Source organism: Stenotrophomonas maltophilia group sp. RNC7 (genome assembly GCF_030910085.1).
GTDB lineage: Bacteria > Pseudomonadota > Gammaproteobacteria > Xanthomonadales > Xanthomonadaceae > Stenotrophomonas > Stenotrophomonas sepilia.
This window is the reverse complement of record NZ_JAVFVN010000740.1, coordinates 136,954-160,324: the sequence shown is the minus strand read 5'-3', so window position 1 is coordinate 160,324 and position 23,371 is coordinate 136,954. Positions and strand designations below refer to the sequence as shown.

At 63.4% G+C, this 23,371-nt stretch carries 23 protein-coding genes; 4 read left to right on the top strand and 19 right to left on the bottom strand.

The features are described from left to right. Positions 1-790: 790 nt before the first annotated feature. Positions 791-2,140 (top strand): hypothetical protein, encoded by a 1,350-nt coding sequence (locus tag RCF13_RS17220; protein WP_308141399.1) that lies wholly within the window; start codon positions 791-793, stop codon positions 2,138-2,140. Here RCF13_RS17220 and RCF13_RS17215 read toward each other — a convergent pair. From RCF13_RS17215 to RCF13_RS17205, 3 genes are all read right to left on the bottom strand, one after another. Further along, complete coding sequence (locus tag RCF13_RS17215; RefSeq protein WP_139319659.1) at positions 2,137-2,352, bottom strand: hypothetical protein; 216 nt, start codon at positions 2,350-2,352, stop codon at positions 2,137-2,139. The genes RCF13_RS17220 and RCF13_RS17215 overlap by 4 nt on opposite strands. Positions 2,353-2,466: 114 nt before the next feature. Next, a complete protein-coding gene (locus tag RCF13_RS17210) occupies positions 2,467-3,132 on the bottom strand; it encodes a type II TA system antitoxin MqsA family protein (RefSeq protein ID WP_075676142.1) in 666 nt (221 codons plus the stop codon). Between the two features lie 25 nt (positions 3,133-3,157). After that, positions 3,158-3,544: a type II toxin-antitoxin system MqsR family toxin gene (locus RCF13_RS17205; RefSeq protein WP_308141398.1), complete on the bottom strand. Its 387-nt coding sequence runs from the start codon at positions 3,542-3,544 to the stop codon at positions 3,158-3,160. 193 nt (positions 3,545-3,737) lie between these two features. Here RCF13_RS17205 and umuD point away from each other — a divergent pair, with 193 nt between their 5' ends. From umuD to RCF13_RS17190, 3 genes are all read left to right on the top strand, one after another. Continuing rightward, positions 3,738-4,220 carry a translesion error-prone DNA polymerase V autoproteolytic subunit gene (umuD, locus tag RCF13_RS17200; RefSeq protein ID WP_308141397.1) on the top strand — a complete coding sequence of 161 codons (483 nt, stop codon included), beginning with the start codon at positions 3,738-3,740 and terminating at the stop codon, positions 4,218-4,220. After that, a complete protein-coding gene (locus RCF13_RS17195; RefSeq protein WP_308141396.1) occupies positions 4,204-5,454 on the top strand; it encodes a Y-family DNA polymerase in 1,251 nt (416 codons plus the stop codon). Before umuD ends, RCF13_RS17195 begins: the two co-directional genes overlap by 17 nt. A 94-nt stretch (positions 5,455-5,548) precedes the next feature. Further along, complete coding sequence (locus tag RCF13_RS17190) at positions 5,549-7,066, top strand: P-loop NTPase fold protein (protein WP_308141395.1); 1,518 nt, start codon at positions 5,549-5,551, stop codon at positions 7,064-7,066. Positions 7,067-7,116: 50 nt separating this feature from the next. Here the strand turns inward: RCF13_RS17190 and RCF13_RS17185 are convergent, their stop codons facing one another. From RCF13_RS17185 to RCF13_RS17110, 16 genes are all read right to left on the bottom strand, one after another. Next, positions 7,117-8,049 carry an SOS response-associated peptidase family protein gene (locus RCF13_RS17185; protein WP_308141394.1) on the bottom strand — a complete coding sequence of 311 codons (933 nt, stop codon included), beginning with the start codon at positions 8,047-8,049 and terminating at the stop codon, positions 7,117-7,119. Between the two features lie 42 nt (positions 8,050-8,091). Continuing rightward, the gene (locus tag RCF13_RS17180) at positions 8,092-8,562 is read right to left on the bottom strand and encodes a hypothetical protein (protein WP_308141393.1); all 471 of its coding nucleotides are present in this window, start codon (positions 8,560-8,562) and stop codon (positions 8,092-8,094) included. Between the two features lie 2 nt (positions 8,563-8,564). Continuing rightward, a complete protein-coding gene (locus RCF13_RS17175) occupies positions 8,565-9,821 on the bottom strand; it encodes a hypothetical protein (RefSeq protein ID WP_308141392.1) in 1,257 nt (418 codons plus the stop codon). Between the two features lie 69 nt (positions 9,822-9,890). After that, positions 9,891-14,609 carry a host specificity factor TipJ family phage tail protein gene (locus RCF13_RS17170; protein WP_308141391.1) on the bottom strand — a complete coding sequence of 1,573 codons (4,719 nt, stop codon included), beginning with the start codon at positions 14,607-14,609 and terminating at the stop codon, positions 9,891-9,893. Then, a complete protein-coding gene (locus RCF13_RS17165) occupies positions 14,600-14,992 on the bottom strand; it encodes a peptidoglycan endopeptidase (RefSeq protein WP_308141390.1) in 393 nt (130 codons plus the stop codon). The genes RCF13_RS17170 and RCF13_RS17165 overlap by 10 nt, the downstream gene beginning before the upstream one ends. Next, positions 14,992-15,453: a DUF1833 family protein gene (locus tag RCF13_RS17160; protein ID WP_064239302.1), complete on the bottom strand. Its 462-nt coding sequence runs from the start codon at positions 15,451-15,453 to the stop codon at positions 14,992-14,994. The genes RCF13_RS17165 and RCF13_RS17160 overlap by 1 nt, the downstream gene beginning before the upstream one ends. Next, complete coding sequence (locus RCF13_RS17155; protein ID WP_308141389.1) at positions 15,450-15,776, bottom strand: hypothetical protein; 327 nt, start codon at positions 15,774-15,776, stop codon at positions 15,450-15,452. Before RCF13_RS17155 ends, RCF13_RS17160 begins: the two co-directional genes overlap by 4 nt. 29 nt (positions 15,777-15,805) lie before the next feature. Then, positions 15,806-18,577 carry a phage tail tape measure protein gene (locus RCF13_RS17150; RefSeq protein WP_308141388.1) on the bottom strand — a complete coding sequence of 924 codons (2,772 nt, stop codon included), beginning with the start codon at positions 18,575-18,577 and terminating at the stop codon, positions 15,806-15,808. Continuing rightward, a complete protein-coding gene (locus RCF13_RS17145) occupies positions 18,570-18,764 on the bottom strand; it encodes a hypothetical protein (protein ID WP_064239305.1) in 195 nt (64 codons plus the stop codon). The genes RCF13_RS17150 and RCF13_RS17145 overlap by 8 nt, the downstream gene beginning before the upstream one ends. Positions 18,765-18,805: 41 nt before the next feature. Then, entirely contained in the window at positions 18,806-19,216 is a 411-nt protein-coding gene (locus tag RCF13_RS17140) for a hypothetical protein (RefSeq protein WP_308141387.1), read from the bottom strand. A 3-nt stretch (positions 19,217-19,219) separates the two neighbouring features. After that, complete coding sequence (locus RCF13_RS17135; RefSeq protein ID WP_308141386.1) at positions 19,220-19,975, bottom strand: hypothetical protein; 756 nt, start codon at positions 19,973-19,975, stop codon at positions 19,220-19,222. A gap of 36 nt (positions 19,976-20,011) precedes the next feature. Further along, entirely contained in the window at positions 20,012-20,467 is a 456-nt protein-coding gene (locus tag RCF13_RS17130; RefSeq protein ID WP_064239308.1) for a hypothetical protein, read from the bottom strand. Continuing rightward, on the bottom strand, positions 20,460-20,792 hold the full coding sequence (locus RCF13_RS17125) for a hypothetical protein (protein ID WP_064239309.1): 333 nt from the start codon (positions 20,790-20,792) through the stop codon (positions 20,460-20,462). The genes RCF13_RS17130 and RCF13_RS17125 overlap by 8 nt, the downstream gene beginning before the upstream one ends. Further along, positions 20,789-21,547 carry a hypothetical protein gene (locus RCF13_RS17120; RefSeq protein WP_064239310.1) on the bottom strand — a complete coding sequence of 253 codons (759 nt, stop codon included), beginning with the start codon at positions 21,545-21,547 and terminating at the stop codon, positions 20,789-20,791. The genes RCF13_RS17125 and RCF13_RS17120 overlap by 4 nt, the downstream gene beginning before the upstream one ends. A gap of 45 nt (positions 21,548-21,592) precedes the next feature. After that, positions 21,593-22,594, bottom strand: coding sequence for a major capsid protein (locus RCF13_RS17115; protein ID WP_180890523.1), 1,002 nt, complete (start codon positions 22,592-22,594; stop codon positions 21,593-21,595). A gap of 86 nt (positions 22,595-22,680) precedes the next feature. After that, a complete protein-coding gene (locus RCF13_RS17110; protein WP_308141385.1) occupies positions 22,681-23,370 on the bottom strand; it encodes a head decoration protein in 690 nt (229 codons plus the stop codon). Position 23,371 lies beyond the last annotated feature (1 nt).

Genomic DNA, 23,371 nt, shown 5'->3' with positions numbered 1-23,371 from the left:
CACAGCCCGGCGAACGTCCGGTGGAGGCGACGTGACTGTCCCTGAAATCCCGTTCGCCGATCTCCTGGGTTCCGGCACAGCCCGTACTGCGGCGGGGTGGTCGGGACACGCTGGCGAAGATCTAAATGGATACCTCTGAACCCGACATTTCCCTGCAGGACGAGATCAAAGCTCTCCGCCAGCGGTTGGCGGTCCTTCGTTTCATATTTCAGGCAAGGAGTGGCTCACTGTTGACGAGGCCGCGCACTATTGCGGCTGTCGTCCGGCCAGTTCCGGAAGAACGCTCCTGATCTCGGCCTTGTCCCTAGGAACTTCATGGGCAAGCAGCTCTGTGAGAAGAGTGAACTGTATAGGGCTATTCACAATGCCAGCCACTGGGCCATGCGTGGGCGTGTTGGCTCCAACACTCCATCTGTTGCACCGAGGTCTGCGCGGGTGGAAGAGGCTCTTGCCCGCTTGAGCCGCTGTGACCAACGAAGGGGAAGCGCTGATGGATCAGGCTGACAAGCTGATGACGCTCGCTCAGGCGGCGGAGCTTTGTGCATGCCACCGGGTTGCGCTGGCTCGACGAAAAGACACTGCAGATAATTCCAAGTGCCTGATTCGATGGTGGGCCCACCAGGATTCGAACCTGGAACCAAGGGATTATGAGGCCTCTATAGGGCTTCCACAACCTTCCACAGGCGTCCCGGCTTTAAGCTAAGTCGTTGATTTTCTCAGGTTGTGCGACCACCTGCGCCCATCATCGTCCACCTCTTTCCATGGACAAACGGTCACCGAGCGGTCACCAATGGGCGCATCAAAGGGAATGCTTACAGCGAAGGGACTGGCCGCACTGCCGGCCGGCGAATGGGCCTCAGATCCGGCGCCGCGCGGCGCGGGCTGCCTGGACGTGCGCAAGCTGGCCGGCGGGCAGCTGCGGTTCTACTACAGGCACACGAAGTCCAACGGGCAGCGCGACCGTCTGCTGATCGGCACCGGCCTGGCGCTGACCGCGGCACGCGAAGCGGCGGCGGCATTGTCACGGCGGTATCAGGCCGGCGAACGGGATCTGCGCGACGCGATCGCGGCCGAGGCAGCGGCAGCGGACCGCGCGAAGGCTGAGGCCCTGGCCGAATCGACGCGCCGATCTGGTGCAACGCTTGGCGCTCTGATGACAGCCTACGTCCAGAGCTTGGAGGACGCTGGCAAGGTCTCTGCCGCCGCGACGCGCGCTTCCATCAAGCGCCACATCGAGGATCCGTGGCCAGGCCTCTGGGCGCGCCCGGCGTCCGAGCTTGAGCTGGATGACCTGCTTCCGATCCTGTCGCGACTGGTGCGCGCCAAGAAGCTGCGCGAGGGCGGCAAGATCCGGTCGTATCTGCGGGCGGCGTACGCAGCAGCGATCGCAGCGAAGCAGGATGCGGCAGCTCCCGACGCTCTGCGCGTGCTCAACGTATCCAGAAACCCGGCGCGCGACCTGGCCACGCTCGACAGCGGTCAGCCGCGCGACCGGGTTCTGTCGGTGGCCGAGCTTCGTGCTTACTGGCGCCGAATTGAGGCGATGCCCGGGAGGGAGGGTGCCCTGGTGCGCTTCCACCTGCTGACCGGCGGGCAGCGCATTGCACAGCTGATGCGGCTGAAGTGGTCAGATCACGATCACGACACGGACACTGGCACCGGATCCGTCCGCTTGCTCGACATCAAGGGGCGTCGCCGGGTGCCCCGCGTCCACCTGGTGCCACTGCTCCCGCTGATGGCCGCGGATCTCGCCGTCTTGCGCGGCGATGATGACAGTGACGGCGACGGCGCCAGGCCGCACCTGTTCTCGCTTACCGGCGGAAGGGCGCCGGCCACCTATGACGAGTTCCGAGGAATCATGGATCCGGTGGTGGCCAGCATGGTGGCCGCAGGCGAGCTGACATCGCCGTTCACGCCGGGCGACCTACGACGCACGGTGGAGACTCGGCTCGCTGCGCTGGGCCTGTCGGAAGAAGTCCGTGGCCACCTGCAGTCCCACGGCCTGAGTGGCGTCCAGAAGCGGCATTACAACTTCTTCGAGTACGACGCGGAGAAGCGCGCTGCGGTGGAGGCCCTGTACGAATTGCTTACCGGCGCCGGTGCGACGGTGGTGCCAATGCGCAAAGGCCTGAGCCGCTAGAACGGCAGGTCCTCGGGTAGATCCAGGCCTGCCAGGCGGCCTGCGGCGCGTTGATGACTGCTGGCCGTAGCGCGCAGCCGTTGCGCGCTCTGCCGGCGGCGCGCGCGGCAACGCCAATTTCCAGAGGTATCTCGTTCGAGGTCCGACGCCTGCCGCAGCTTGGCCGCAGCCTTGGCCTCCAGCGAGGCCGGATACTTCTGCGAGTCCGCCATCGGTGCAGTATGCTCGCACGGGGTCGCAGAAGCAGCGACTATTCCAAAAAAGCGCGCCATCGTTTGATTGCGATGAACTAGAGCGCCACTTCGCGATCTATCCACCAAAGTGCATCAGCGGCTTCTCTTTCCAAGACCTCTTGGTGGACGCCTCACTGAATCCTTCTTGCCGGACTGTTGTGCCGCAACCAAATGATCGATGCCAACTGCAGCCAAGGCCGCATCCTCAGGCGATTCTTGTTTAGGCTCCGCAACCATCAACCTATACCGCCCACGGCCCGGACGCATCTTCGACGTCTCTACCTCTACCACTTCGACCCCTGGAATTTCATTACCAAGCTCAGGATGCTTAGCAAGCAGTCCCATGAGGTGACCTACGGCAGGAACGGGCACAGCTTGTCCTGTTTCATAGCGACTGAAGGCGTTATGTCCGCCCCCCGTCAATAGACCCGCAGCTTCCTGTGTAAGCCAGAGACTTCTACGGGCGGCTTTGAGCTTCTTCGCCTCTTCATGTCTAGCATGCAGCACCAAGGCATCGCCAGCATTTGCGAAGCGCTCTCCACTTTCAGGGTCCATGATCACTTCGCCGCAGGCAGCGCAAACCGTGCCACTTAGCCCTGCAACCTCGACGCGGTAACCACCAGGGGCCTCAAGGGGAAGGGTAATTTGCTCGAAACGCACCCATTCATTTTTCGCCCCACACATCGAGCACTGATCGGCCTCAACTTGAGGTACGTTGAACGCCTTGAACAGTTCGGCAATGTGAGCTTCGTTGGTCATGGTATTCACCTGTTGTTGCCGTGGATCAAAGAAGAGGTTTGAAGCTGATCACCACACACTTCTGCGGGTGCATTGGGCTTAGCTTGACGTAGGCCTTCACACCGCTGGGTACCGGTACGCGATACACGTCCTGCCACACGCCCGGGCGCTTCAACGCTTCCATAGACTTGTAGAACATCCCCCCGTCCATAGAGGCAATCACTGCGAGCGCGTCTTTACGGGTGAGCCCCAAGGCCACAAGCCCTGAGGTGGTAGCGGGGTTTAGGGCGTCTGTGCCAATGGCCTCACAGACTGCTTGGAATAGAGCCAAGGCATAGTGGGGAACGTTCTTTTCTTGCACCCCTTGGTGCGTCGTCCACGAGTACGAACCGTCGGCGTTCAGCACAGCATGTGCTGGTGGGGAGATCGGCATGGTGGACTCTCCTAGTACGGTCCGTTCCTTGGCTACGACCGCCAAAATACCCCCATAAGGGTAAAAAATCAATGAGCCGGGTGTAGACCATTCATCAGCGGGAGAACGGTCAGAGTCACCAGATGGGCGTGAAATTTAGTAATCTTACTAATATGTCTCGACCCGTGAGACGTGCCGCTCCCAAAGTACGCCCATGCAGTCCCTCTCCTACCCCCACACGCTGGCCCGCCCCATCGGCCCGGCCATGATCGATGGCCCGGCGCAGTTCGTGCCCCTTGCCGCAGCGCGCGCGCGGCTTGGCTTCCCTTCGCCGGCCGACGACTTCATGGACGATGCAATCGACCTGCATCGCCTGCTGGTGCGCAACCCCGCCGCCACATTCCTGTACCGCGCCGATGGCTGGTCCATGAGCGGCGCCGGCGTCAGCGACGGGGACATCCTGGTGGTCGACCGGTCGGTAACCCCCCAGGCGGGGGACCTGGTCATCGCCATCTGGGACGGGAACCAGCCCACCTGCAAGGTGCTGCAGCTCTTCGAAAGCCACATGGAGCTGCACTCGGCCAATCCGGACTTCCCCCCCATCGTGCTGGAACAATCCACCGAGGTGGAAGTGTTCTCTGTCGTTGGAGTCGTCCGCCAGATCAAACGCCGGAGCGGCCGTGTTCGGGCTCGTTGACGGCAACAACTTCTACGCCAGCTGCGAGCGCGTGTTCCAGCCGGGCCTACGCGGCGTTCCGCTGGTGGTGCTGAGCAACAACGACGGCTGCGCGATCGCGCGCTCGGCCGAGGCCAAGGCGCTCGGCATCAAGATGGGCCAGCCCGCTCACGAACTGAAGCACCTGGTGCGCCGGCATGGCCTGCAGATGCGCTCGGCCAACTTCGGGCTCTATGGAGACATGAGCGCCCGGGTCGTGAGCGTTCTGCGGGAGGCCGCGCCGCGGGTGGAGGTCTACAGCATCGATGAGAGCTTCATCGACCTGGACGGAATCCGGGATCGCGAGCGGTTCGCCCAGGATCTGCGCCAACGTGTGCACCGGTGGACCGGCATACCGAATTGCATCGGCATTGGCCCCACGAAGACCCTGGCCAAGTTGGCCAACAAGGTGGCGAAGAGTGCTGACGGTGTGATCGACCTCGGCAATGCGGCCTACAGGGACACGGTGCTGCAGACATTCCCCGTAGGTGATCTATGGGGCGTCGGCCGCCGGCTGGCGCCGCGGTTGGAATCCATGGGCATCAGCACCGCCGCAGCACTACGCGACGCGCCGGCGGACGACATCCTGGCCACCTTCGGTGTCACGTTGGCACGCACTCAACGTGAGCTGCAGGGACGTCCGTGCATGGAACTGGAGGAAGTTGAGCCGGATCGGCAGCAGATCATGGTGAGCCGGTCCTTTGCGGATCGCGTGGAAGACCATGATGCGGTAGCTCAGGCGCTGGCTACCTTCGCCATCAGGGCCTGCGAGAAGCTCCGCGCGCGCGGTCTTGTCACCGCCGGGGTATGGGTGTTCGCGCATTCCGACACGTTCCGTCCGGAGCTGCGGCAGCACAACGCCACCCGGTCTGTCAGCCTACCGGCCTCGACCGCGGACACGATGGTGGTACTGGGTGTGGTGCGCCGGCTGCTACGCGGGCTGCTACGCGAAGGCATCGGGTACAAGAAGGCAGGCGTGGCGCTCTTGGACCTGGCCCGTCCTGAAGAACTACAGGCCGACCTATTCGGACCCACGGTGGTAGGCAACGAACGGTTGATGGCCACCATGGACCGAATCAACCAGAAGTTCGGGCGGGGCACGGCTGGTCTAGGTGCATCAGGTCGGGAGGCTCGGCCAGCGTGGGGCATGCGCCAGCACATGCTCTCACCAAGCTATACCACATCGTTTCAGGAGCTACCGCGCGCGATTTGCTGACCCCTGAAGGAACTGGCGGAAAGACCAGGGGTTGTGCAATATCTGAAGTGTCGCGCGTCCCCGCAGCTCCAACACCTACCTCAAAGGAATGAAAATGTATCCGTTACTCAAGAAGCCAGACCAGCCCAAGATTTCAGATAAGGATGCTTGGAAGGATGATCCATTTGACAGAAAAAAGGATGCGGAGATGCTGTCGCGCTTGATCGCGTCAAGCGTCACGGACCCGTTGGTCTTGTCACTCCAAGCCCCTTGGGGATCCGGAAAAACGACTTTTCTAAAGCGGCTTCAGGTCCACATAAACAACGAATTCGCAATACCATCCATCTCTATCGACGCATGGAAGAATGACGAATCGCAAGATCCCTTGGTAACGATCATTTCAGAGATAAAGCTATCTCTAGAAAAAAAGGCGCATCACGAGACCGGCGCCAAAGCAAAGAGCGCAATCGGAAAAGCCATCACGGCAATGGCTGAGAATGGCTCTAAGCTGCTTATGCCTGCTGTTGCGGTGGCAGCTGAGATCATGTTTCCCGGGAGCGGCGCCGGAACGGCCGCGGCGGGCGCAGGAGAATTGGGTGAACGACTCCTTGATGCGCAAGACGAAAAGCGTAAAGCAGAGCCAAGTTTCCGAGATGCGCTGATAGAAGCTCGAGACCTACTAGCACGCCGAAAGAATAATGGCCCCGTGCGACCGATATTACTCATTATCGATGAGCTGGATCGATGCCGCCCCGACTATGCCATTAGGATGCTGGAAAGAATCAAACATTACTTTGATATCCCTGGCGTAACGTTCCTCATTGCAACGGATCGCGGCAACCTCCCATCAGCTGTCCGAACCGTTTACGGCGCTCACGTCGAGGGAGAACTCTATCTTAGAAAGTTCTTCGACTATGAGTTTCATCTATCTGCGCCGTGTAGCATCACCTATGCGAAACACGTTGTCGAGAAGCACGTTATGCCCAGTGTTGAACCACTGGAACGAAAGAAGATTCGGCCATTCCCCTGCTACATCTCCAATATAGTCGACCTCATGGATGTAGCACCAGCCGCCGAGCTCAATAAATGCGAGTATTTAGAGCACTTCCCGGCAATGGCCTCAGCAATGAACTTGAGCCTGCGAGACACAGGCCAAGCACTGACAATGCTTGCTGCATTCGTTCATTCCAGAGGCAAGGACGCTGCAATCATTCCTATTGTAGATTGCTTTGTTTCATGCTTCCGATTTGCATATCCAAAAGGCTTCAGAATTCTGATTGAAGAATCGGAACTGTATTCCCCTGCACAGTCGGACCCTCAGTGGCTGCAGGATCTGTTCAGCCGTCTCGAAAAAACCGAACAGTGGCAGGCGCTGATTGCATTCTTCGAAAAGGACAACTTTGGGATGCGAGCATTCATGACGCAGAGCAGCAGATACGACGAGGACGAACCAGAGCGATGGCATAGGATGCTTGGCGGCATTGATCGAACCCAGCTTACTGGTCCAGAGCAATGTTACCGAGCAATAATGGCTATCAGAGTGCGTGCCGCCAATAACGTCAGCCCTTGGAATTACGCGCGAGAGTTCGTGCGATTGACTCCGCCAATTACCGCTACATCAACGCCGGGTTGAAACCGGTGCCTACAGCTTTGTTCAGTCCGGTCGACGATAGATCGAAGGGATCATGCAGCTAAGCGGTGCTCGTAGAACGGGTGCCTCTTGTCGTCAAAAATCCGGTAGAGCCCTGCCAAATCGGCCGGGTCCGCATTGAGCCAGGCATCCACGTGCTCGGGCTTGATGTTGATGATGGTCCGGTCGTGGCCGGCCGCGGCCACCTCGGGCTCCGGCTCGTCGGTGATGGCAGCGAACGACAGCAGATCCGGCTCTTTGCCGGCCGGATCCTTCCAGTGCGACCACAGGCAAGCGACCAGCATCGGCTCGCCCGTGCGCGGGGTGAACTGCACCACCTGGTTCTTCCCGTCCGGCCCCTCGACGTTCTCGTAGAACGTGTCGACCACCATCAGGCCGTGGGTGTGCCCGAACGCCGGCGCCCAGAACTTCTCCAGGCTGTCGCGACGGGCGTTGTAGGTGCCGGGGAAGCGCTGGTCGTAGTTGGCCGGCTTCCCGGCCAGGCGGCACTGGTAGCGCATCGGCTTGATGACCAGCTTTCCGCCCTCGGAGACGATCACCGGGGCGTAGACGCCGGGGAAGATACGGCTGTCGCGATCCTTCGGCTCGACGCGCTGCAGGTCCGCCAGCCGCGCCTTGGCCCGCTCGATCTTGTTGCCGGCAATCCGAACGTCCTCCCGGGCCTTCTTCGTCTCCTTCACCTGGAGCGCCCGCTCGGCGTCGGCCAGCCGCTTGCGGTTGGCGAACAGCTCCTGCTCCAGGATGGTGGCCTCGGCCCTGTTCCAATGTTCGACCTCGGCCCACACCGCCAGCTCTGCCGGACTCGCGCCGGCCCGGAAGGCGTCATCCATGGCCTTCGGCGTCTTGGGCCGCTTCTTGCCCGGATCGTGTGCGTAGAGCGCGGCGAACTCCTGCAGCGACAGGGTGGCGCCGGTCATGCGGACCAACTTCTGATAGGCGGCGGTGATCTGGGCGGAATAGCACATGGGCGCAATCTGGCAGCAGGCGCCGTTGAGCCCGCGTGAGGATCAGGCCAAGGGCACCGGGGCCAGTCCATCCAGCGGCAGCTCCGCCTTCTCCGGCCAGGCGAACGTCTCCGGCTGAGGCAACAGCGCGCGCACCTGCTCCCAGGTCTCGATGCCTTCCGGCGGCGCCAGCACCATCTGCTCCAGCGCCTGGTTCACAGCATCGCGCCAGGCCACCATCGCCCGCGCCTCCGCGCGGTATCGAGCCACGCCGCTGTTGTAGTAGCTGGCGCACGACTCGATGCTGTCGTACCCACGCTCTAACGCCTCCGCGCGCATCCACGCGAACGCCTGGTCGCGGATGTAGCGGTAGTGCGCGGGCGTGTGCAGCTCGAAGCCCAAGCCAGGGGATGGCGCCGGCAGCGGCGTGTTCTGTTCCAGCCATTCGGTGGGCCACAGGTAATGACCGCGAGGAATGAAGGCGCCGGTCTCGACGCAGCGAATTACATCAGGATCGTTTGTGAGTTGATACACAGTTAAATCTCCGCGTCCGCAGTCCATTGGAACCACCCGCCCCATTGCCCATTGGTGTTGTTCCAGCCGACATTGAAAGACGCATCACCGATAGCTTCAACGACAGCTGTGATGTTGGAGCCGTCGGCCTGCGATACGACACCCGGAGTGCCTGACGGTGCGCCGTATATGACAAGCGAAGGCGGAGCGCGCATCGGCTCACCAAGCTGCACGCAGAAGCGATTGATCTGATTGGTGTTAGTGCCGTTTCCCGCCGTGAACCGTCCAGCGTTCGTGTTGGTGCCCGGCGCATCGCTTTGCATATAGCTTTTCCTGTAGAAGCGGCGGCACAGGGCCAATTCCACCCCATCAGGTCGGTAGTCAAACGCGCTTGCCGAAGAGCCTTCCTCAAGCTGCACCTGCGTGAAATGCAGATCGCCAGATTGCGTACCGAGCGAAGCGTTACGCGCATTGAAGTTGATACCGCCTGTTGCCCATAGAGTCAGAATCAATGAATTATTGGCACCGACAGTCTTACCGCTGATAGAAGGAATTTGCACGGTATGAGTGACGGTATTGATTCCAGCCGCAAGGCTGTACTTAGCTGCGCCGATACCTGAGACCTGCGCGCTTCCTCCAGCGCCGAAACTCTGACCAAATTCAATGGCAATCTGTCTGCCTGCCGCCCCACTGTTGAACACCTTGAAACTCACCGTTACCGTGCGCCCGGCAAGCGTGGTCACGTTCTCCATTCGTTGCTCAAGTACCACGTAGTGGTTCGCGGCATCCGTTACAGCGCCGTATGCAATCTTTGCGAAGTAGATACACTCGGTATCGAAGCTGCCCGATGTAATAGCGTTACGTGACAGGCTGGGAGAGCTTACGCCCCCGGCGTTGAAGTACCAACGATCAACGGAGTAACCAGGCGCAGTGAAGTTGGTCCCGCGCTGCCACCAGCGCATCGAGCCATTGATCAGACGATTCTTTCCGATGAATCGTGAACCGAGCGCGGCATCAGCGCTTTGACGCGCGGCATTTTCTGCTGCGATTGCCTGTGACAGCGCGCTATCAGCGTCCATGCGCAGCTGCGTCTCCTGCTGCAGGCCCCTTTTCAGGTCGGCCACGTCCTGGCCGATGTTCGACGACCCACCTTCCAGTGCCGAAAGGCGCCCTTCAGCATCTTGGAAGTTGTCGTTGCAGGTCGCAAACGCGGTGAAGGCGTCGTCGCCTGGCTTGCCGTCCGGCTGGATGGTGGTTTGATCGATGAGTTTCTGCGGCATGTGTGTTCTCTGCTGTTGATCGCCCACGGCAAAGCGGGCCGGACATGCCGGCCCGCGCCTTGTGCGGTTTCAGTTCTCGACCGAGATGATCGACAGGCTCTGCGTGATGGACTGCTGCTGGAAGGAACCGGAGGTGTGCGTCACGGTCTGCTCGGTGAAGCTGGTGATCACTGCGCGGTAGGTCATCGTCTGCGCACTGGTGCTGGTGTCGTTCACGGTGAATGACCCGCCCCAGGTAGACGTGGCGTTGTCAGGGCCGTCCTGCTCGTTGAGGATCATCACCGAACCGCTGACGTTCAGTACCTGCCACAGCGACTCAGCCCCCTCCCCCACCCGCCGATAGATCTCCACGCGTGCCGTGTTCTGGCCCGCGCCGGCAACGAAGCCGTCGCTGCCATAGGTGGTCTTCGTCCGCACATGTCGACGGGAAAAACTGACCGTGACGCTCCGCACGCGGCCGTTGGTGGCGAATGGGCCATTGACCAGTTCCACGCCGACCGTCTGCGTGGTCGTCGTCTGCACCGCGTTGCGCAGGATGCCCGCCGACAGCTGACCTCCGAAGTAGGCACTGCCGTTGGCATCCATCCACATGACCGCGTTGGACTTTGCCGCGGCCCCGGCGCCGACGTTCGGCCCGAAGTAGTCAACCAGGTTGTCGCCGGCAGCGCCGAAGTTGGTACCGATGATGCGTTGGGCGGCGCCCTTCCAGACGCGCAGGAAGCCGTCGCGCCACTCCATGCCTTCGCTGGCCCCGGGCGAGATAACCTCGAACGTGTTGCTGGCGAAACGGGTGTTGATGACCTGCCCGTTGTTGTCGATGACCATGCCGCCGATCAGCGGTCCGCCGCCGCTGTTGGCGATGACGTTCAGGAACGCCCGGGCCAACACCTGGGTCAGCCCGTTCTCGTTCTGCACGACGCGGGCCTCCATGCCCTGGACCACTTCGGCGCTGGCCTTGCCGGACACCTCCGCCTTCACCGACGCAAGCTGGCCGGTGACGGCCTCTATGCCGTCCTCGGTGACGGCCACGCGGGCATCAATGCGCTCAACGTAGTCAGATGATGCCTTGCCCTCCAGCTCTGCGCCCACGTGCTCGATCTGTTCGGCTTGGCTGGCCTGCTCGGTTGCGATCAGCTCGATGGACTTCGTTGCACTGGCCTTGAAGTCGCCCAGCTCGACGTTGAGCGAATCGACGGTCTTGGCCACCGCCCGATCACCCTGGACCATGACGGACTGCCAGGTGCGCACGCCTGCGTAGACGTTCCGGTCGCCGGCGTTCCAGTCGCGGTCGCCAGCGTGCTTGTACGTCATCTGCGCTTCCAGCGACGATGTGCGGTCTCCGACCGCGCGCAGGCCCTCTTCGGTTTCCTCCACCCGGCCGCTGACCGCGTCTACCGCCTCGACCGACGCCACCTTGCCGTCACCGGCCGGCATACGCGCCACGATGGCGTTGATGCGACCGGCCTCGGCCGCCAGGTCTGAAGCGTTCTGGTAGGCCATGTCGATCGACGCGGCCAACGCCTCGCCCACGCCAGAGAAGTTGCCCACCAGCTGCCAGTCGTCCGGGGCGGTGCCCGGCTCGGCGTCGGTGTTCTCTCGCAACGCCCGGTACAGCTTTCCGTCGTGCCGGGTGAAGTCGCCCACCGGGTAGGTCTTCCCGGCCTCCCATTCGTCGGCCTCGGTCAGATCCGCGACGATTGCCCCGATGGCATCGGCATGCGCGATCGCTGCTGCCATCGCGTCATTGGCCTTCTTCGTGGCATCGGCCGCGGCCTCGCTCGCGACACGAGCGTCCTCGTTGAATCGCTCGATCTTCTCCCGGTCAATGCGCTGCTGCGCGTCGATCAGTTCCTGAATGGTCTTGTCGATCACCTGCCCGAGGTTGGCGCCAAGCTTCTTGGTGATGACACGAGCCTCGGTGGACAACTCCCCCGACGTGTTCACACTCCGGCAGGCGAAAGTCCAGTCGCCCGACTCCGGGACAACGGCTTCGAAGGGTACTGCGTGGTAGCCGCTGCCCCCGATGGGGATCATCTGCTCCCATTCCGGTCGCAGCACCGCGCCCTGCATGTAGCGGATCTCGACGCCGGCAAAGTCCGGCGACTGGATGCTGTTGGCCAGGAATCCCCAGGTGTACATGCGCACGCCGCCGGACAGCTCGTCCACGTCGAAGAAGTCCACCAGGCGCGGCGGGACATCCGCACCGGCCGTGATGTAGGTCACCGACGCTGCGACGCCGGCCCGGCCGTCGGGGCTGAACGGTCGGACCACCACGGTGTACTGGTCCGCATGGCTGATGCGCCAGGTGGCCGTACGGGTGGTGGTCTGGGCCACCTCGGAGAGCACACCGTCGCTGCCGGCGGCCAGCACCACGATGTTGCCGACCGGGCCGCTGATCTCGAAGGTGACGGTCAGCTCGGTGAACACCGTATCGCCCTGCACCACCTGCTGCTCAGTGATGGCCAGGCCGCTGGCAATCGGACGGCTGGTGATCGGGTTGGTATTGACCGGCGGAACGTATTCGCCGGTGAGCACGTAGTTCCAGAACTCGGGCGGTTCGGGCACCACGGACACCTTGGCGCCTTTCAGGTCGCTCTCGGGCTCGATGCCAACTACACGGACCCGGTACCCCGGCGTCTGCTTGAAGTCGTAGATCCAGATGGTGTCGTGAGCCGGGTTGTCCGGTGTGTCGCCGGGCAGCGGCGCATCGCCTGGCCAGGAACCGGTCAGGCGGATGGTGTCGCTGGTGCCGGTGAACGGCTGCACGCCGAACACGCGGTACACCCGCTCGCCGGGAATGCGCAGGCCGATCCAGGCGTTGCCGTTGGTCGGTGCCTGAACCGGTTCGTCCAGCCGCAGCGTGACAACGCCGTTGGTCGCGGTGGCCGAAACGATCCGGCCGCCGGCGCCCCACTGCGTCAGGTCGTGCTGCAGGGCCAGCAGGGACAGGCGACGATAGCTCAGGTGCTCGATGTCCGTGCTGTAGGTGATGTCCTTGTACTGGTAGAGGGACTGCGCCAGGTGGTAGCGCGCCATCCGCGCGGCGTGCGCCTCGTTGGTGATGCCCTCGCCCTCCACAGTGGCCGGGTTGAGCATGGTGGTTACGCCAGGCGCGGCAACGCGCAGGGTCTTGGTCGTCCAGTCGGTGGCGTCGTAGTAGCTGTACTCGATGCCGTCGGCGGCGTTGGCCAGGGTGTAGTCAACCTGGAATTGCCCCTTCTTGATGGTCGCCATGTTGACCACGCCGGACAGCGGCTGCTCCGACCCGGCCCACACCACCGACAAGCGGCCGCCGGCCCACGTGATCTGGCCGAACCCGGCCAGCGCGACGGCGTTGAGCACGTCGTCGTGGTTGCGGACGTCCTTGATGTAGTTCGAGTAGCCGTAGCCGTTGGCCTGGCAGAACAGCATGAAGGCCTTCAGCGCCTCGATATCGATCTGGACGTCGTCCAGGCCGATGCCGGCGATCAGCTTGCCGTGCTCGTCCCTGAAGCCGCGGGCATAGGCCAGGATCAGTGCGCCCGGGTTGTTGGTCTCCTTCTTCGCCCACCCCGCCTCCGTCCAGACCGGTGCCGGCTCGGCGTAGGCAACGCAGCGGATCTCGTCCGGCTGGCCGTTGAGCTGCCCGGTTGCCTTGATCCGGATGCCGATTCGGGCCAGACCGGCGTAGTCGGCGGTGTCCTTCTGGATGCTGGTCAGGGTGGACCAGGTGAAGTCGCTGGTGGCGCCGCTGCCGTCGGTGTTGTGGCCGGCAATGCGGACCCGCACTTCGTACTGCCCCTCCGGTACGTCTCGGGAGTAGCTGCGGCGCTGCTGCTTCTGCGACCGGCTGACGATCGAATAGGACCCGAAGAAGCTCCAGTTGGCGATGCCGACGGCGCGGTACTGGATCTCAATCGTCTCGCGGTTGTCCTTCGGCTTGCCCTTGCTGGTCGTGTCGAACAGCATGAAGTCCACGTCCACCTTCAGGCGGATCGTGTTCGGGCTGCTGGTGCGCTGCACCCACGGGCTGGCCTGGCCCTTCTCCGCCTCCAGCGCGCCGCCGTTGATCGTGTCGGCATTGCTGTACAGCGGGATTGCCTCGCTGGGCATCTCGGAAAAGCCGTTGTGCCACACCGTGACGCCCTCGAAGGACGACAACAGCGCATCGCCGTTGTACAGGGCCTCCACGCGCCCCACGTTGATGCCCGCCGTCAGGGTCATGGCGAGGTACTGGTCGTCGGCCTCGTACCAGGTATAGGGGTTGCTGGCCACGTCCGGCGCGATGCGCAATGGCCCGCCCAGCAGCAGCGGCAGGGGCTGGTACGGGCGCGGCTGATTCCGGGCCGCGCCGATGGTGTACACCGGGCTGGCATCGCTGGCGCTGGGCTTGGGCCGCTTGGGCCCCAGCACTTTCTGGATCAGCAGCGCCCCTGCGGCGTAGATCGCGCCCTGCGCCAGGCCGGCGACGGCTGCGCTGTAGCCGGCGGCCACGATGGCCGTACCGACACCCATGGTGAAGACGGTCAGGGCGATCAGCGCAACGATCATTAGCGCGGTCTTCTTGACCACGCCTCGAACCTCGATCACCGTTCCGTCCTTCGGGCGCACGCGGTCCATGACCTCATGCGGCACGACCACCCCATTGATGCGCACCTCCCACAGGTCGCTGGAGTAGTCAGGCACCACGCGTGCCAGGAAGCCGCCCAGCCGCTCCCCCTCCTGCAACTGCGCCGCCAGGGTACGCTGGCCCTCCAGCGTCACCGGATGCGGTGTGATGATCAGCGGCGCATCCTTGATCAGGCCCATCTGTAGTAACCCTCAATCCTCAAGCCGAACTCCGGCAGGTCACGAACTCGGTGCAGCACGCTGCAGCCGTTCTTTTCGTTGGAATGCAGCACCCACCCCTCATGGGCCAGGTGGACGTAGACGCCGGCGTGGCCGGCGCGCTTCTGCCCGTGCTCCACCATCAGCACCAGGTCACCGTCCGTTGGCACGGCCACCGGGGTGCCATACGGCCTCGACAGCTCGCCGATGGCGGCCTGGCCCACCACGCCTCTCGGGCGGCCGTTGGGGAGCTGAACGGCGCGCCCGAACAGCTGCCGTTGGACCAGCACCACGAAATCGGCGCAATCGCACGTGTGCTCGCAGTACGGCACGCCCACCAAGGCTTCTACTTCTGCCAGCCGCATCAGAAGATCCCCGGTAGCGTGAACGGGTTGGCGCGCAGGCGCACGGCCTGCTGCCGCATCAGGTAGTCGACACCGCATTGAGCGGTGGCCGTGGCACCGGCCACCGATACGCTGGTGATCGGCAGGTAGTAATCCCGCTCGTACAAGTTGGGGTCTGCGCGATCCGACACCATCAGCCGCGCCATCATCAGCTCGTTCGGCCCCAGCGCCTCCAGGTCCTCGGAGATGCCGCGCCCAACGTTATCCAGCACCAGCTGGGCACGCGGGGACTGACCGCGGGTGTCATCGGGCAGTTTGAAGCCGAAGGGCACGCCCATGTAGGGAATGCCCTGGCTCACCCAGTCCTGGGTGTCGTTGACGATGCGCAGCGGACCCGGAAGCGATGGCGAGGTGATGGACAGGAACAGCAGCGTTCCACTGGTGTCGGTCATGCGCTGCTTGCGTTCGGTGAAACTGCTCATCGCATGTACTCCACGACCACATCCATCCGGTAGTCCTCGGGCAGCTTCTCTTCGGGCACCAGGTCGCCGAGGGCGCCATTCTCGAAGCGCGCGGTGATCATCTCCCCCGTGTAAGGGTGCACAAGGGTGAACCACCCAATGCGCTTGATCTCGCCGAAGTACCAGGCATCGAAGCTGTTCACGTCCGCGATGCTGGCGAAGTAGAGCGTCATGGCCTGCTTGATCAGCACCTGGCTGTTCTCCAAGCGCTGCTTGGGCGCACCGCGCTCCATTTCGGTCCTCAGAACTGAGGGGTCGAAGGTTCGCTTTTGCCCTTCGAACATGACACGTGCCACTGAAGGTAGTGCTGTCATCACACCGAGTCCTTTAAGCCGAATCGGCTCCCCATTGCTGCATACGTTGATCCCTGACCACTTGCGACCTGGCCACCGATGTAGCTGTCGACCTGGCCCAGCAGAACCTCGATGTCGAAGCCGCCCTGACTGTTGCGAGACGCGCTGGCGGTGGTGCCCGCTGGCGCGTTCATCACGCGAACATTGATCGCGCCGGCGGCCATTCCGGAACCGACCGGAGTAGCCACAGCTCCGCCCGAGTCATAGCCCTTCAGCCCTTTGCGCATCGCCTCAACCACCTCGACGCCACCCGCGCGCGCCACATCCCGCTGCGACCAGACCACCTCGCCCTTATGGACCACCCCGGCCGGCTGATGAACACCACCGTCACCCGTGTACCCGCCGGTGGAGTAGCCGCCCCTCATGTTCTGGAACAGCTGGTTATTGATGCTGCTGGTGCCGGCGGTGACCGCCTGGTTACCCGCAGCGGTGACACCGCCACCCCAGGCACTGGCGAACATGTTCACTATTCCCATTGCCGCCTGCCGCGCGGCGATGCGCGCCAGATCGGCCAGGACCGACTTGGTGAGGTCGGAGAAGCTCAGCTTCCCGGTCGTGGTGAACTTGACCCACGCGTCTTCGAAGCCACCGATGGCGCTTCCGACCACGTCGCCCATCTGCCGAGCGGCATTGCCGGCCTCCTGCTGGTAGTTCGCCCAGGCAGCGGTGGCGCCTGCCAGCCAGCTTCCCTCGGCCTGCTGGAGCTCGTCGTACCCGTCTCGAATCATCTGCAGGCGATCGAGCGTCTTCGACAGCAGCTGCGCTCTCTCAGACTCGAATGTTTCCTGATCAATTTGCCCCGCGTTCAACTGCAACTGCAGTTCTCGAAGCTTGTCCGCTTGGTCGGCGTAGGCGTCATTGATGCGCTGCTGAATCTCGTACTCACGATCACCCATCCCAACGCGCTGGGCCTGCGTTGAGAGCTGTCGCTGTAGTGCTTGATTGCTCGCGTCCAAGGCGTTTCCATACGCCGCGATAGCATTCAGGCGCGTTTTAACTGCGGCCGCTTCCTCAGTCGCCAGAACCTGCAGAGCGCCGGCCCCCTCGGTGCGGACCTTAGCGAGCCGTGCTTCCAGATCCCCGACCTGTCGGTTCACGCCGATGGCTTCTTTTCCCGACACCGCCTGTCGCTGGAGGAAGGCAATCTGCCGCTCCAACGATTTCGCCTGCGCGTCAGTCCCCTTCTGAACGAGCTCCCGCATTCGACCGTAATACTCGCCCGCCGTGATTTCTCGCGCCGAGTACTGAGCACGCAGCATCTGGGTAGCGGCATTGATCTGCGCCTGCTCTGCCAGCAGATCGTCTTTGTAGCCCTGCAGTCCTGCCGCCCTCGAAGCCGATCCGCCGGATGCCTTCGGCTTCTCTGCATACTTCTTCTCGATAGCGGCGACGGCTGCGGCGCGGCGTTCCTCGATGGCACGAACCTCGTCCACGAGCCCGGCCGCTTCAGCTTTACGCCGGACGACCTCGGCCTGACCGTTGATCTGGGCAATTTCCCTCTTCTTCTTCTGCTCCTTCGTGGCCTGGGCCTCGATGATCGCGTCCTGCTGCTGCACGTAGTCCGCGCTGGCGTCCTGCGCAGCCTTTAGTTCTGCATCCTTTCGCTCTTTGATCAGGTCGACGGCCAACGCCTTGATCTTCTCCGACCGGTCCTTGATCGACTTCTCCATCGCAGCCAGGGCAATGGGATTCCGGGCCAACGGCAGGCCCCGCTGGGTACCGTTGGCCAGATTATTCAGCTTCGCCAGTTCCCGCTGGTTCTCAGCCAAAAGTTGCTGCATTTGCGCTGCCGCCGGCCCGAGGCCCACGCTCGCCTGCATCGCCGACCACGCCTTCGTGGCCTCGACCCACAGGTCCTTGAATCCCCGGATCACCGGGTTCTGGCTGGCGCGGACGCGAGCGAGCGCCATGACGGTTTCATCCGCTGCTGCACGGGTGATCACAGTCACGGCGTCCTGATTCCGGCCCTGCTCCTGCAACGCCTTCACCTGCTCGTAGAGCGCCAGGGTCATGAAGTTGACCTGCTCGTTGAGCTTCTGCATTCCTTTGACCGGGTCTTCCGCCAGCTTCGCGTACATGGCGATGGTTTCATCGAGCGCCTGCCCGCTGATTTCCTTCATCGCCACGGCCGCATTGGCTACGTCCTGAAGGTTCTGCGCGGCAATCTTCCCGTTCGAGCCGACGGCCTGAGCCGCCTCGGCACCAACGCCGGCGGCAACCTGCAGCGCGTCGCTGGTCTTCTGAGCCATGGTGACGAGCGTCAGGGTCGTCGCGGCCGCCTCATTGCGCGACAGGACCAGTGCCTTCGTGTAGGCCTGGGCCTGCTGCTCGGCGTCATACCAGGCGTAGACCACCAATCCGACAGCCGCAGCGGCCACGGTATACGGATTCACCATTCCCAGCAGCGCCGACGAGACCCCCTTCAATGCCGGCTCCACACCCCCGAAGCTGTCCTTGATCTGGCCACCCTGCTGCACCAGCACTGTGAAGAAGGGCATGCCGCCCTGCAGGCTGGTGAAGATGTCGGTGAACTGCGCCGGCAGCTGGCGCATCGCCTGCGCCGTCTGCCCTGCAGAGACCCCCAGCTCCGTGATGTTGTTCTTCGTCGGCAGCGGCCTGGCCGCTTCCGTGCGTACCTCGCGCAGCTGGCGAGTGAGCACGCCCAAGCCCTGCCGAATGTCGGCCAGGTCCGCGCTGATGCGGACGCGCAGATTTGCTGAAGGATCAGCCATCGTTCGATATTCCTTGTCGCTGCTGTGCCGGGGCCTGGCCGCGCAGAGCAGCCAGATACATCTGCCAGTCGGCAGCCGGGGCGGCCATAGCCATGCGCGTGGCCACGGCGAATTCCGCGATGCGATCGCGCTCAACCTGCGCAGCTGCGGCGGTGAAGGCTCGCAGCTGTGCCAGGGTGTATGTCATCACCTCCGCGCGGGAGTGTCCGTGGGCGATGAGGTACTGGATCAGGTCAGCGAGGCCGTACTCTCTTCCGCCGGAAGCTTCGCCTGCAGCAGAAGCCGCCGCAGGCGGAGGGCGAAAAAATCCCTGTTGAGCCCGACAACCGCCTCCAGCAAGTCAGCGATCTCGTCCAGCGTTGCCCCCGCAACCCATTCCGCCTTGCGTCCGATTGCCACCCCCAGAGCCGCGGCGATCTCGTTGCTGTCCTGCTCGAGCAGGTCGAGCAGGATGGCACCGACGGCAGCACGATCGGCGCCCTCGACCACGCCGGCCATCATCGCCACTCGGGCGATGATGGTGCGGCTGGCCGTGATGAACGGACCGATCTGTTCCAGGCGCAGGGGACCCACAACCACCTTCTCGCCACGTACAAGAACCGTGCGCGTCGGCGGGGCGATCACGTCATCATCGGCCACGGCTTACTTCTCCTGCTGCCAGTAGAAGTAGGCCGACTTGTCGTTGCCCGTGGCCTTCGACGAGTCCTTGAGCAGCGCGCCGGGCACGCTTCCCGCGCCGAACTCATTGCCGATCAGGCCCATGCTCTCGATGACGCCGCCGGCCACCTTGTGCGCCACCAGGCGGACCATCTTGCCGCCGCGTGCCTCGTTGGCACCGTAGAACTGCATCTCGTAGAACTTCTGCGAGGTGACCGCAGCTTCAACGTGGCCCAGGTCCGCGTTCTTGTAGGTGACCTTGATGTTCGGGGTGCCGACCGCGGACGGTGCTGCAATCGCAGATCCTACCGGGATGAACAGCATGCCGCGCTCGAAACGATAGTCCTTCCCGGCCTCGTAGGCGGTGGTTCCGGTTGCTGGCTTCACGGCGGTCACCTCCGTGGCCAGGCGCGACAGTGGCGCGAAGCTGCCCGGCACGGCCAGCACCGGCTCATCGGTGACGGTACCCGCGGCGATGCTGCTGGCCTTGCCGCGAGTTGCCCGGGCGAAGTTCTCCGGGTTGAAGTCGTGGAACGTGTAATTGAGGTTATAGCCGGTCACGCGATCGACACGGTTGGCCGTGCCGCCGCCGGGGTTCTGGTAGTCGGCCAGCTCGATGGTATTGGTCTGCGGCGCCACGGTATAGGCTGAGATATTGCCGATCTCCAAGAACGGATCAGCGGTGTTCCACTCACGGATCAGGACGATTCCTGCGCCCAGGTAGCTGTAGTCTTCGGCCATGATGGCTCTCCAGTTGGGATGCCGCTGTGCGGCGGGTTATTTCTTGGGGATGTGGGTCTGGTAGGTGATCAGCACGCCGACCCAGCCGGCGCTGGCCTTCTCCGGCATCAGCGGTTCCATCCCGACGTACACCGGCACCTGGATGCCGTCGGGGAAGTTGCGGGCTACGCACCGGCTATCCATGGCCGCCTCGATATCGGTCACCAGGTCGTCCAGCGCCTGCTGGTATCCCTCGGTGTCGGTGGGAACCTTGGCGATGACGCTGACGGTGGTAAGCCGGTGCGTGTTGACTTTCGAGGGGCTCTCCGCCCGCTGCTGCTTCTCGATCACGGCCGTCAGCACAGTCTGCGTGTCCTGATCACCGGGCTTCGGCTCCAGTGTCCAACCGGCACCGGCATCGGTCAGGTAGCCGTTGTCGGTGCTGATCAGCTGCAGCGTCTTGCCCATCGCCTGCAGCAGCTGCTTCCGCGGGCTGGGGGTGCGATCAGACATTGGCCACCTCCCACACCGCCGTCGATTCGTCGGCGTGGATCTTCTGGACCAGTTTGAGCCGGCGGCCGGTGCCCTCAATCCGCACCACACCGCCCGCGCGAGGGTTGATTTCGGCCAACTGGAGCGTCACCCGATCAACGGTGGTCGCGATGGGCGCCACATCGTCGGGCGTGAACTGCTCCACGGCTTCGTCCAGCAGCACTGTGCACGGCACCTCAACCGTGCCGCCCGGTTCTTTGTACTGGGCAGCATCGGCGACGCCGGCTGCGCGGAAGGCATCGAACGCGACTGCGTCGAAGGCCTGCATGAAGGCTTTCTGGTTCAAGGCAGGGGCCTCGCGGTTTCCATGGCCTTTTCCAGCTCGCGCTTCAGGAAGAACGGCATCAGCCGCTTCCAGGTGTCCTCGGCCATGCCGAAGATGTCGTAGCGCGGCGTGTAGGCGGCGGTGTTGGTGAAGATGAAGATGGATCGGACACCCGATCCGCGTCCGATTCGCTCATAGATGCCCGGGCGCAGCACGCCACGGCGCTTGGTGATCACGAAGTACTCGCCATCACGGTTGTTGCCTTTGCCCCGTCGCCGCTTCCGGCTGACACTGGTCTCGTTCTGGTACCGGTCCCGCTGGGCGCCCAGCTGCGACAGGATTTTGGTCACCTGGCCGGCCGGAACGTTGCCGTACTGGTTCGCCTGAGCGCCCCGACCCATCACCGCAAACTGCGTCGGCGACAACAGGCCTCGGCTCTGCAGCAGCCGCTCGAAGCCCTTCCGGCGGCGCTGACCACCATCCACCTCGGCAAGCAGGTACTTCGCCGGCGGCGTGCCTTTGAAGGCCTCGTCTCGGAGGTAGATTTCGGCGTACGGCTGGGCCTTGGTGGCCTTGCGGTACATCGCCGCGTTGACGGTCAGCGGCGTGGGCCGGTCGAACACCCGCGGCGCCTGGCGCTTCCAGCGCTCGCGGATCTCGTAGGCCACCTTGTTGGCGGCCTGCGATGCAGCGTAGGGCAGCTGGGACTGCTCCAGCTCGGTCAGTTGTCGCCCGAAGACGTTGTCGGGGTCGACCCCGATCCTGATCTGGGCCATACACCCTCCTGCCTGGCCCGCCGGAGCGGGCCAGGCACTGTTGGCTTACTTCGCGCCGGCCTTCAGGCGGATCACCGCGTCCGGTCGAGTGTTGATGTTGAGCGGGTTGGACTGGCTTTCCAGCTGGATGCCCTTGTTCATGCGCATCGGGGCGGTCTTGGTGTAGTACGGCAGGCCGATGCCGCGCACCGTTTCCAGGTAGTCCGCCGGCGCGAAGCGGGTCAGGAACATGTCCGGCACACCCAACGGGAACGCGATGGCCTCTCCGTCGGCAAGGGCCAGCTTCCCGCCGGTATTGCCCGGCAGCTCTTCGAAGGTGATATCGCCGAACACGAAGCCCTTGCGGACGTCATCGCGCAGCGCGGCACCGTCCTGCCAGCGCTCGTAGGCCTTCTGGACGTCCGGGTGGTCGGTCAGGGCATCGAAGAAGCCGGCGCTGCAGAACACATGGATGCCGGTGTACGGAATGCCACCCAGCTTTTCCTCGATTGCGCGCTTGATGGCCATGCACTTGGCGCGGACCTTGGTGGCGTCCTTGTTCAGCTCCATGCCGATGACGATCTGGCTGACACCGAATTCCTCGTAGAAGTCGATGATCACCGATCCGTCGGCATCGAGCAGCTTGCCCTGCAGCGCGCCCATACGGTGGTATTCGATGGTGAAGTCCAGGTCGCGCTTGTGCACCGCCTGCAGCGCGTTGACCACGGCGGCAACGTTGGCGCCTTCCGGGTCGGCCGGGTCATAAACGCCCAGCAGCTGGTCAGCCATGACCGTCGAGTTCTGCGGCAGGTGGGTGGTTTCCAGCAGCTTCACCTTGCCACGCTCCAGCCCCTTGGGCTGGCCGGGCGCACCGCGCGGAACGTTCGGGACCAGCACCAGCTTGGTGCCCTTGATACCCACCTTGACGATGGTGGTGCCGACCAGGCCATCTTCCTGGAACAGGCGCATGTCGGCCAGCCGCGTGGAGATGCGCGGCAGGTTGTTGATGTAGGCGTTCAGGGCGTCGAAGCTCAGCACGCCCAGAGCCAGAAGGGTCTGCAGATCCATGGTGATTTCTCTCTTGGAATGGGATACGAAAAGGCCCCGCGAAAGCGGGGCCAGGGGTCAGGGGTGAAGAAGGAGCTGCTCGGCGGTCAGCCGCCGGCAGCGGCTGCGATGGTGATGGTGTCGCTGATGGCTTCGCCCAGGTCGGCGGCCGTCACCTTGAGGGTGTAGTCGCCCGCTGCGCTCAGCGTCGCGGCATCCCAGGTGATGACGCCGCCCACGGCTGCTTTTGCACCGCCGCCGGCCAGGTTTCCGGTGCCGCTGGCCTTGGCCAGAGTGGCGCTGACGGTGCTGCCGGAGACCAGGGCACCAAAGACGTCCTTGACGTGTACCACGATCGGGCCCAGCGCAACCCCGGCGGTGCCGGTCAGCGGTTCGGTCACGAACACCAGGTGATCGGCTGCGTTCGACGCGATCGGCTGCTGGGTCCAGCGGGTGATGATTCCCGACTCGGCCAGGCTCAGCGCGGCCAGCAACTTCTGATCGTCGGTAACGCCGTCAGCCCAGACCAGCTTTTCGCCAAAGACCTCTGCATCGCGTGCGATCGCTGCGCCCTTCACCGGCAGCTCGCCAGCGTTCGCACCGGTATCCACCGGGCCGTAGAGCACCTTCACTGCATCGGCGCCGTTGGCGGCCACGGTATTGTCGGCCTTGAGCAGGGTGCCGGCGGACAGCATGCCCTGCCCGGCCGGCAGACGGATCATTTCGCGGCTGCGCTCGCCGCCTGCTTCGGACAGCAGGAATTCGCCGGTGCGGGTGCCGGCCAGAGAGATTTCCATC

Excerpts from the sequence above, each read along its gene's own strand:
- RCF13_RS17220 (WP_308141399.1), top strand. The coding sequence starts at position 791 with ATGGGCGCATCAAAGGGAATGCTTACAGCGAAGGGACTGGCCGCACTG.
- RCF13_RS17215 (WP_139319659.1), bottom strand. The coding sequence starts at position 2,352 with ATGGCGGACTCGCAGAAGTATCCGGCCTCGCTGGAGGCCAAGGCTGCG.
- RCF13_RS17210 (WP_075676142.1), bottom strand. The coding sequence starts at position 3,132 with ATGACCAACGAAGCTCACATTGCCGAACTGTTCAAGGCGTTCAACGTA.
- RCF13_RS17205 (WP_308141398.1), bottom strand. The coding sequence starts at position 3,544 with ATGCCGATCTCCCCACCAGCACATGCTGTGCTGAACGCCGACGGTTCG.
- umuD (WP_308141397.1), top strand. The coding sequence starts at position 3,738 with ATGCAGTCCCTCTCCTACCCCCACACGCTGGCCCGCCCCATCGGCCCG.
- RCF13_RS17190 (WP_308141395.1), top strand. The coding sequence starts at position 5,549 with ATGTATCCGTTACTCAAGAAGCCAGACCAGCCCAAGATTTCAGATAAG.
- RCF13_RS17185 (WP_308141394.1), bottom strand. The coding sequence starts at position 8,049 with ATGTGCTATTCCGCCCAGATCACCGCCGCCTATCAGAAGTTGGTCCGC.
- RCF13_RS17175 (WP_308141392.1), bottom strand. The coding sequence starts at position 9,821 with ATGCCGCAGAAACTCATCGATCAAACCACCATCCAGCCGGACGGCAAG.
- RCF13_RS17170 (WP_308141391.1), bottom strand. The coding sequence starts at position 14,609 with ATGGGCCTGATCAAGGATGCGCCGCTGATCATCACACCGCATCCGGTG.
- RCF13_RS17165 (WP_308141390.1), bottom strand. The coding sequence starts at position 14,992 with ATGCGGCTGGCAGAAGTAGAAGCCTTGGTGGGCGTGCCGTACTGCGAG.
- RCF13_RS17160 (WP_064239302.1), bottom strand. The coding sequence starts at position 15,453 with ATGAGCAGTTTCACCGAACGCAAGCAGCGCATGACCGACACCAGTGGA.
- RCF13_RS17155 (WP_308141389.1), bottom strand. The coding sequence starts at position 15,776 with ATGTTCGAAGGGCAAAAGCGAACCTTCGACCCCTCAGTTCTGAGGACC.
- RCF13_RS17150 (WP_308141388.1), bottom strand. The coding sequence starts at position 18,577 with ATGGCTGATCCTTCAGCAAATCTGCGCGTCCGCATCAGCGCGGACCTG.
- RCF13_RS17145 (WP_064239305.1), bottom strand. The coding sequence starts at position 18,764 with ATGACATACACCCTGGCACAGCTGCGAGCCTTCACCGCCGCAGCTGCG.
- RCF13_RS17135 (WP_308141386.1), bottom strand. The coding sequence starts at position 19,975 with ATGGCCGAAGACTACAGCTACCTGGGCGCAGGAATCGTCCTGATCCGT.
- RCF13_RS17130 (WP_064239308.1), bottom strand. The coding sequence starts at position 20,467 with ATGTCTGATCGCACCCCCAGCCCGCGGAAGCAGCTGCTGCAGGCGATG.
- RCF13_RS17120 (WP_064239310.1), bottom strand. The coding sequence starts at position 21,547 with ATGGCCCAGATCAGGATCGGGGTCGACCCCGACAACGTCTTCGGGCGA.
- RCF13_RS17115 (WP_180890523.1), bottom strand. The coding sequence starts at position 22,594 with ATGGATCTGCAGACCCTTCTGGCTCTGGGCGTGCTGAGCTTCGACGCC.
- RCF13_RS17110 (WP_308141385.1), bottom strand. The coding sequence starts at position 23,370 with ATGGAAATCTCTCTGGCCGGCACCCGCACCGGCGAATTCCTGCTGTCC.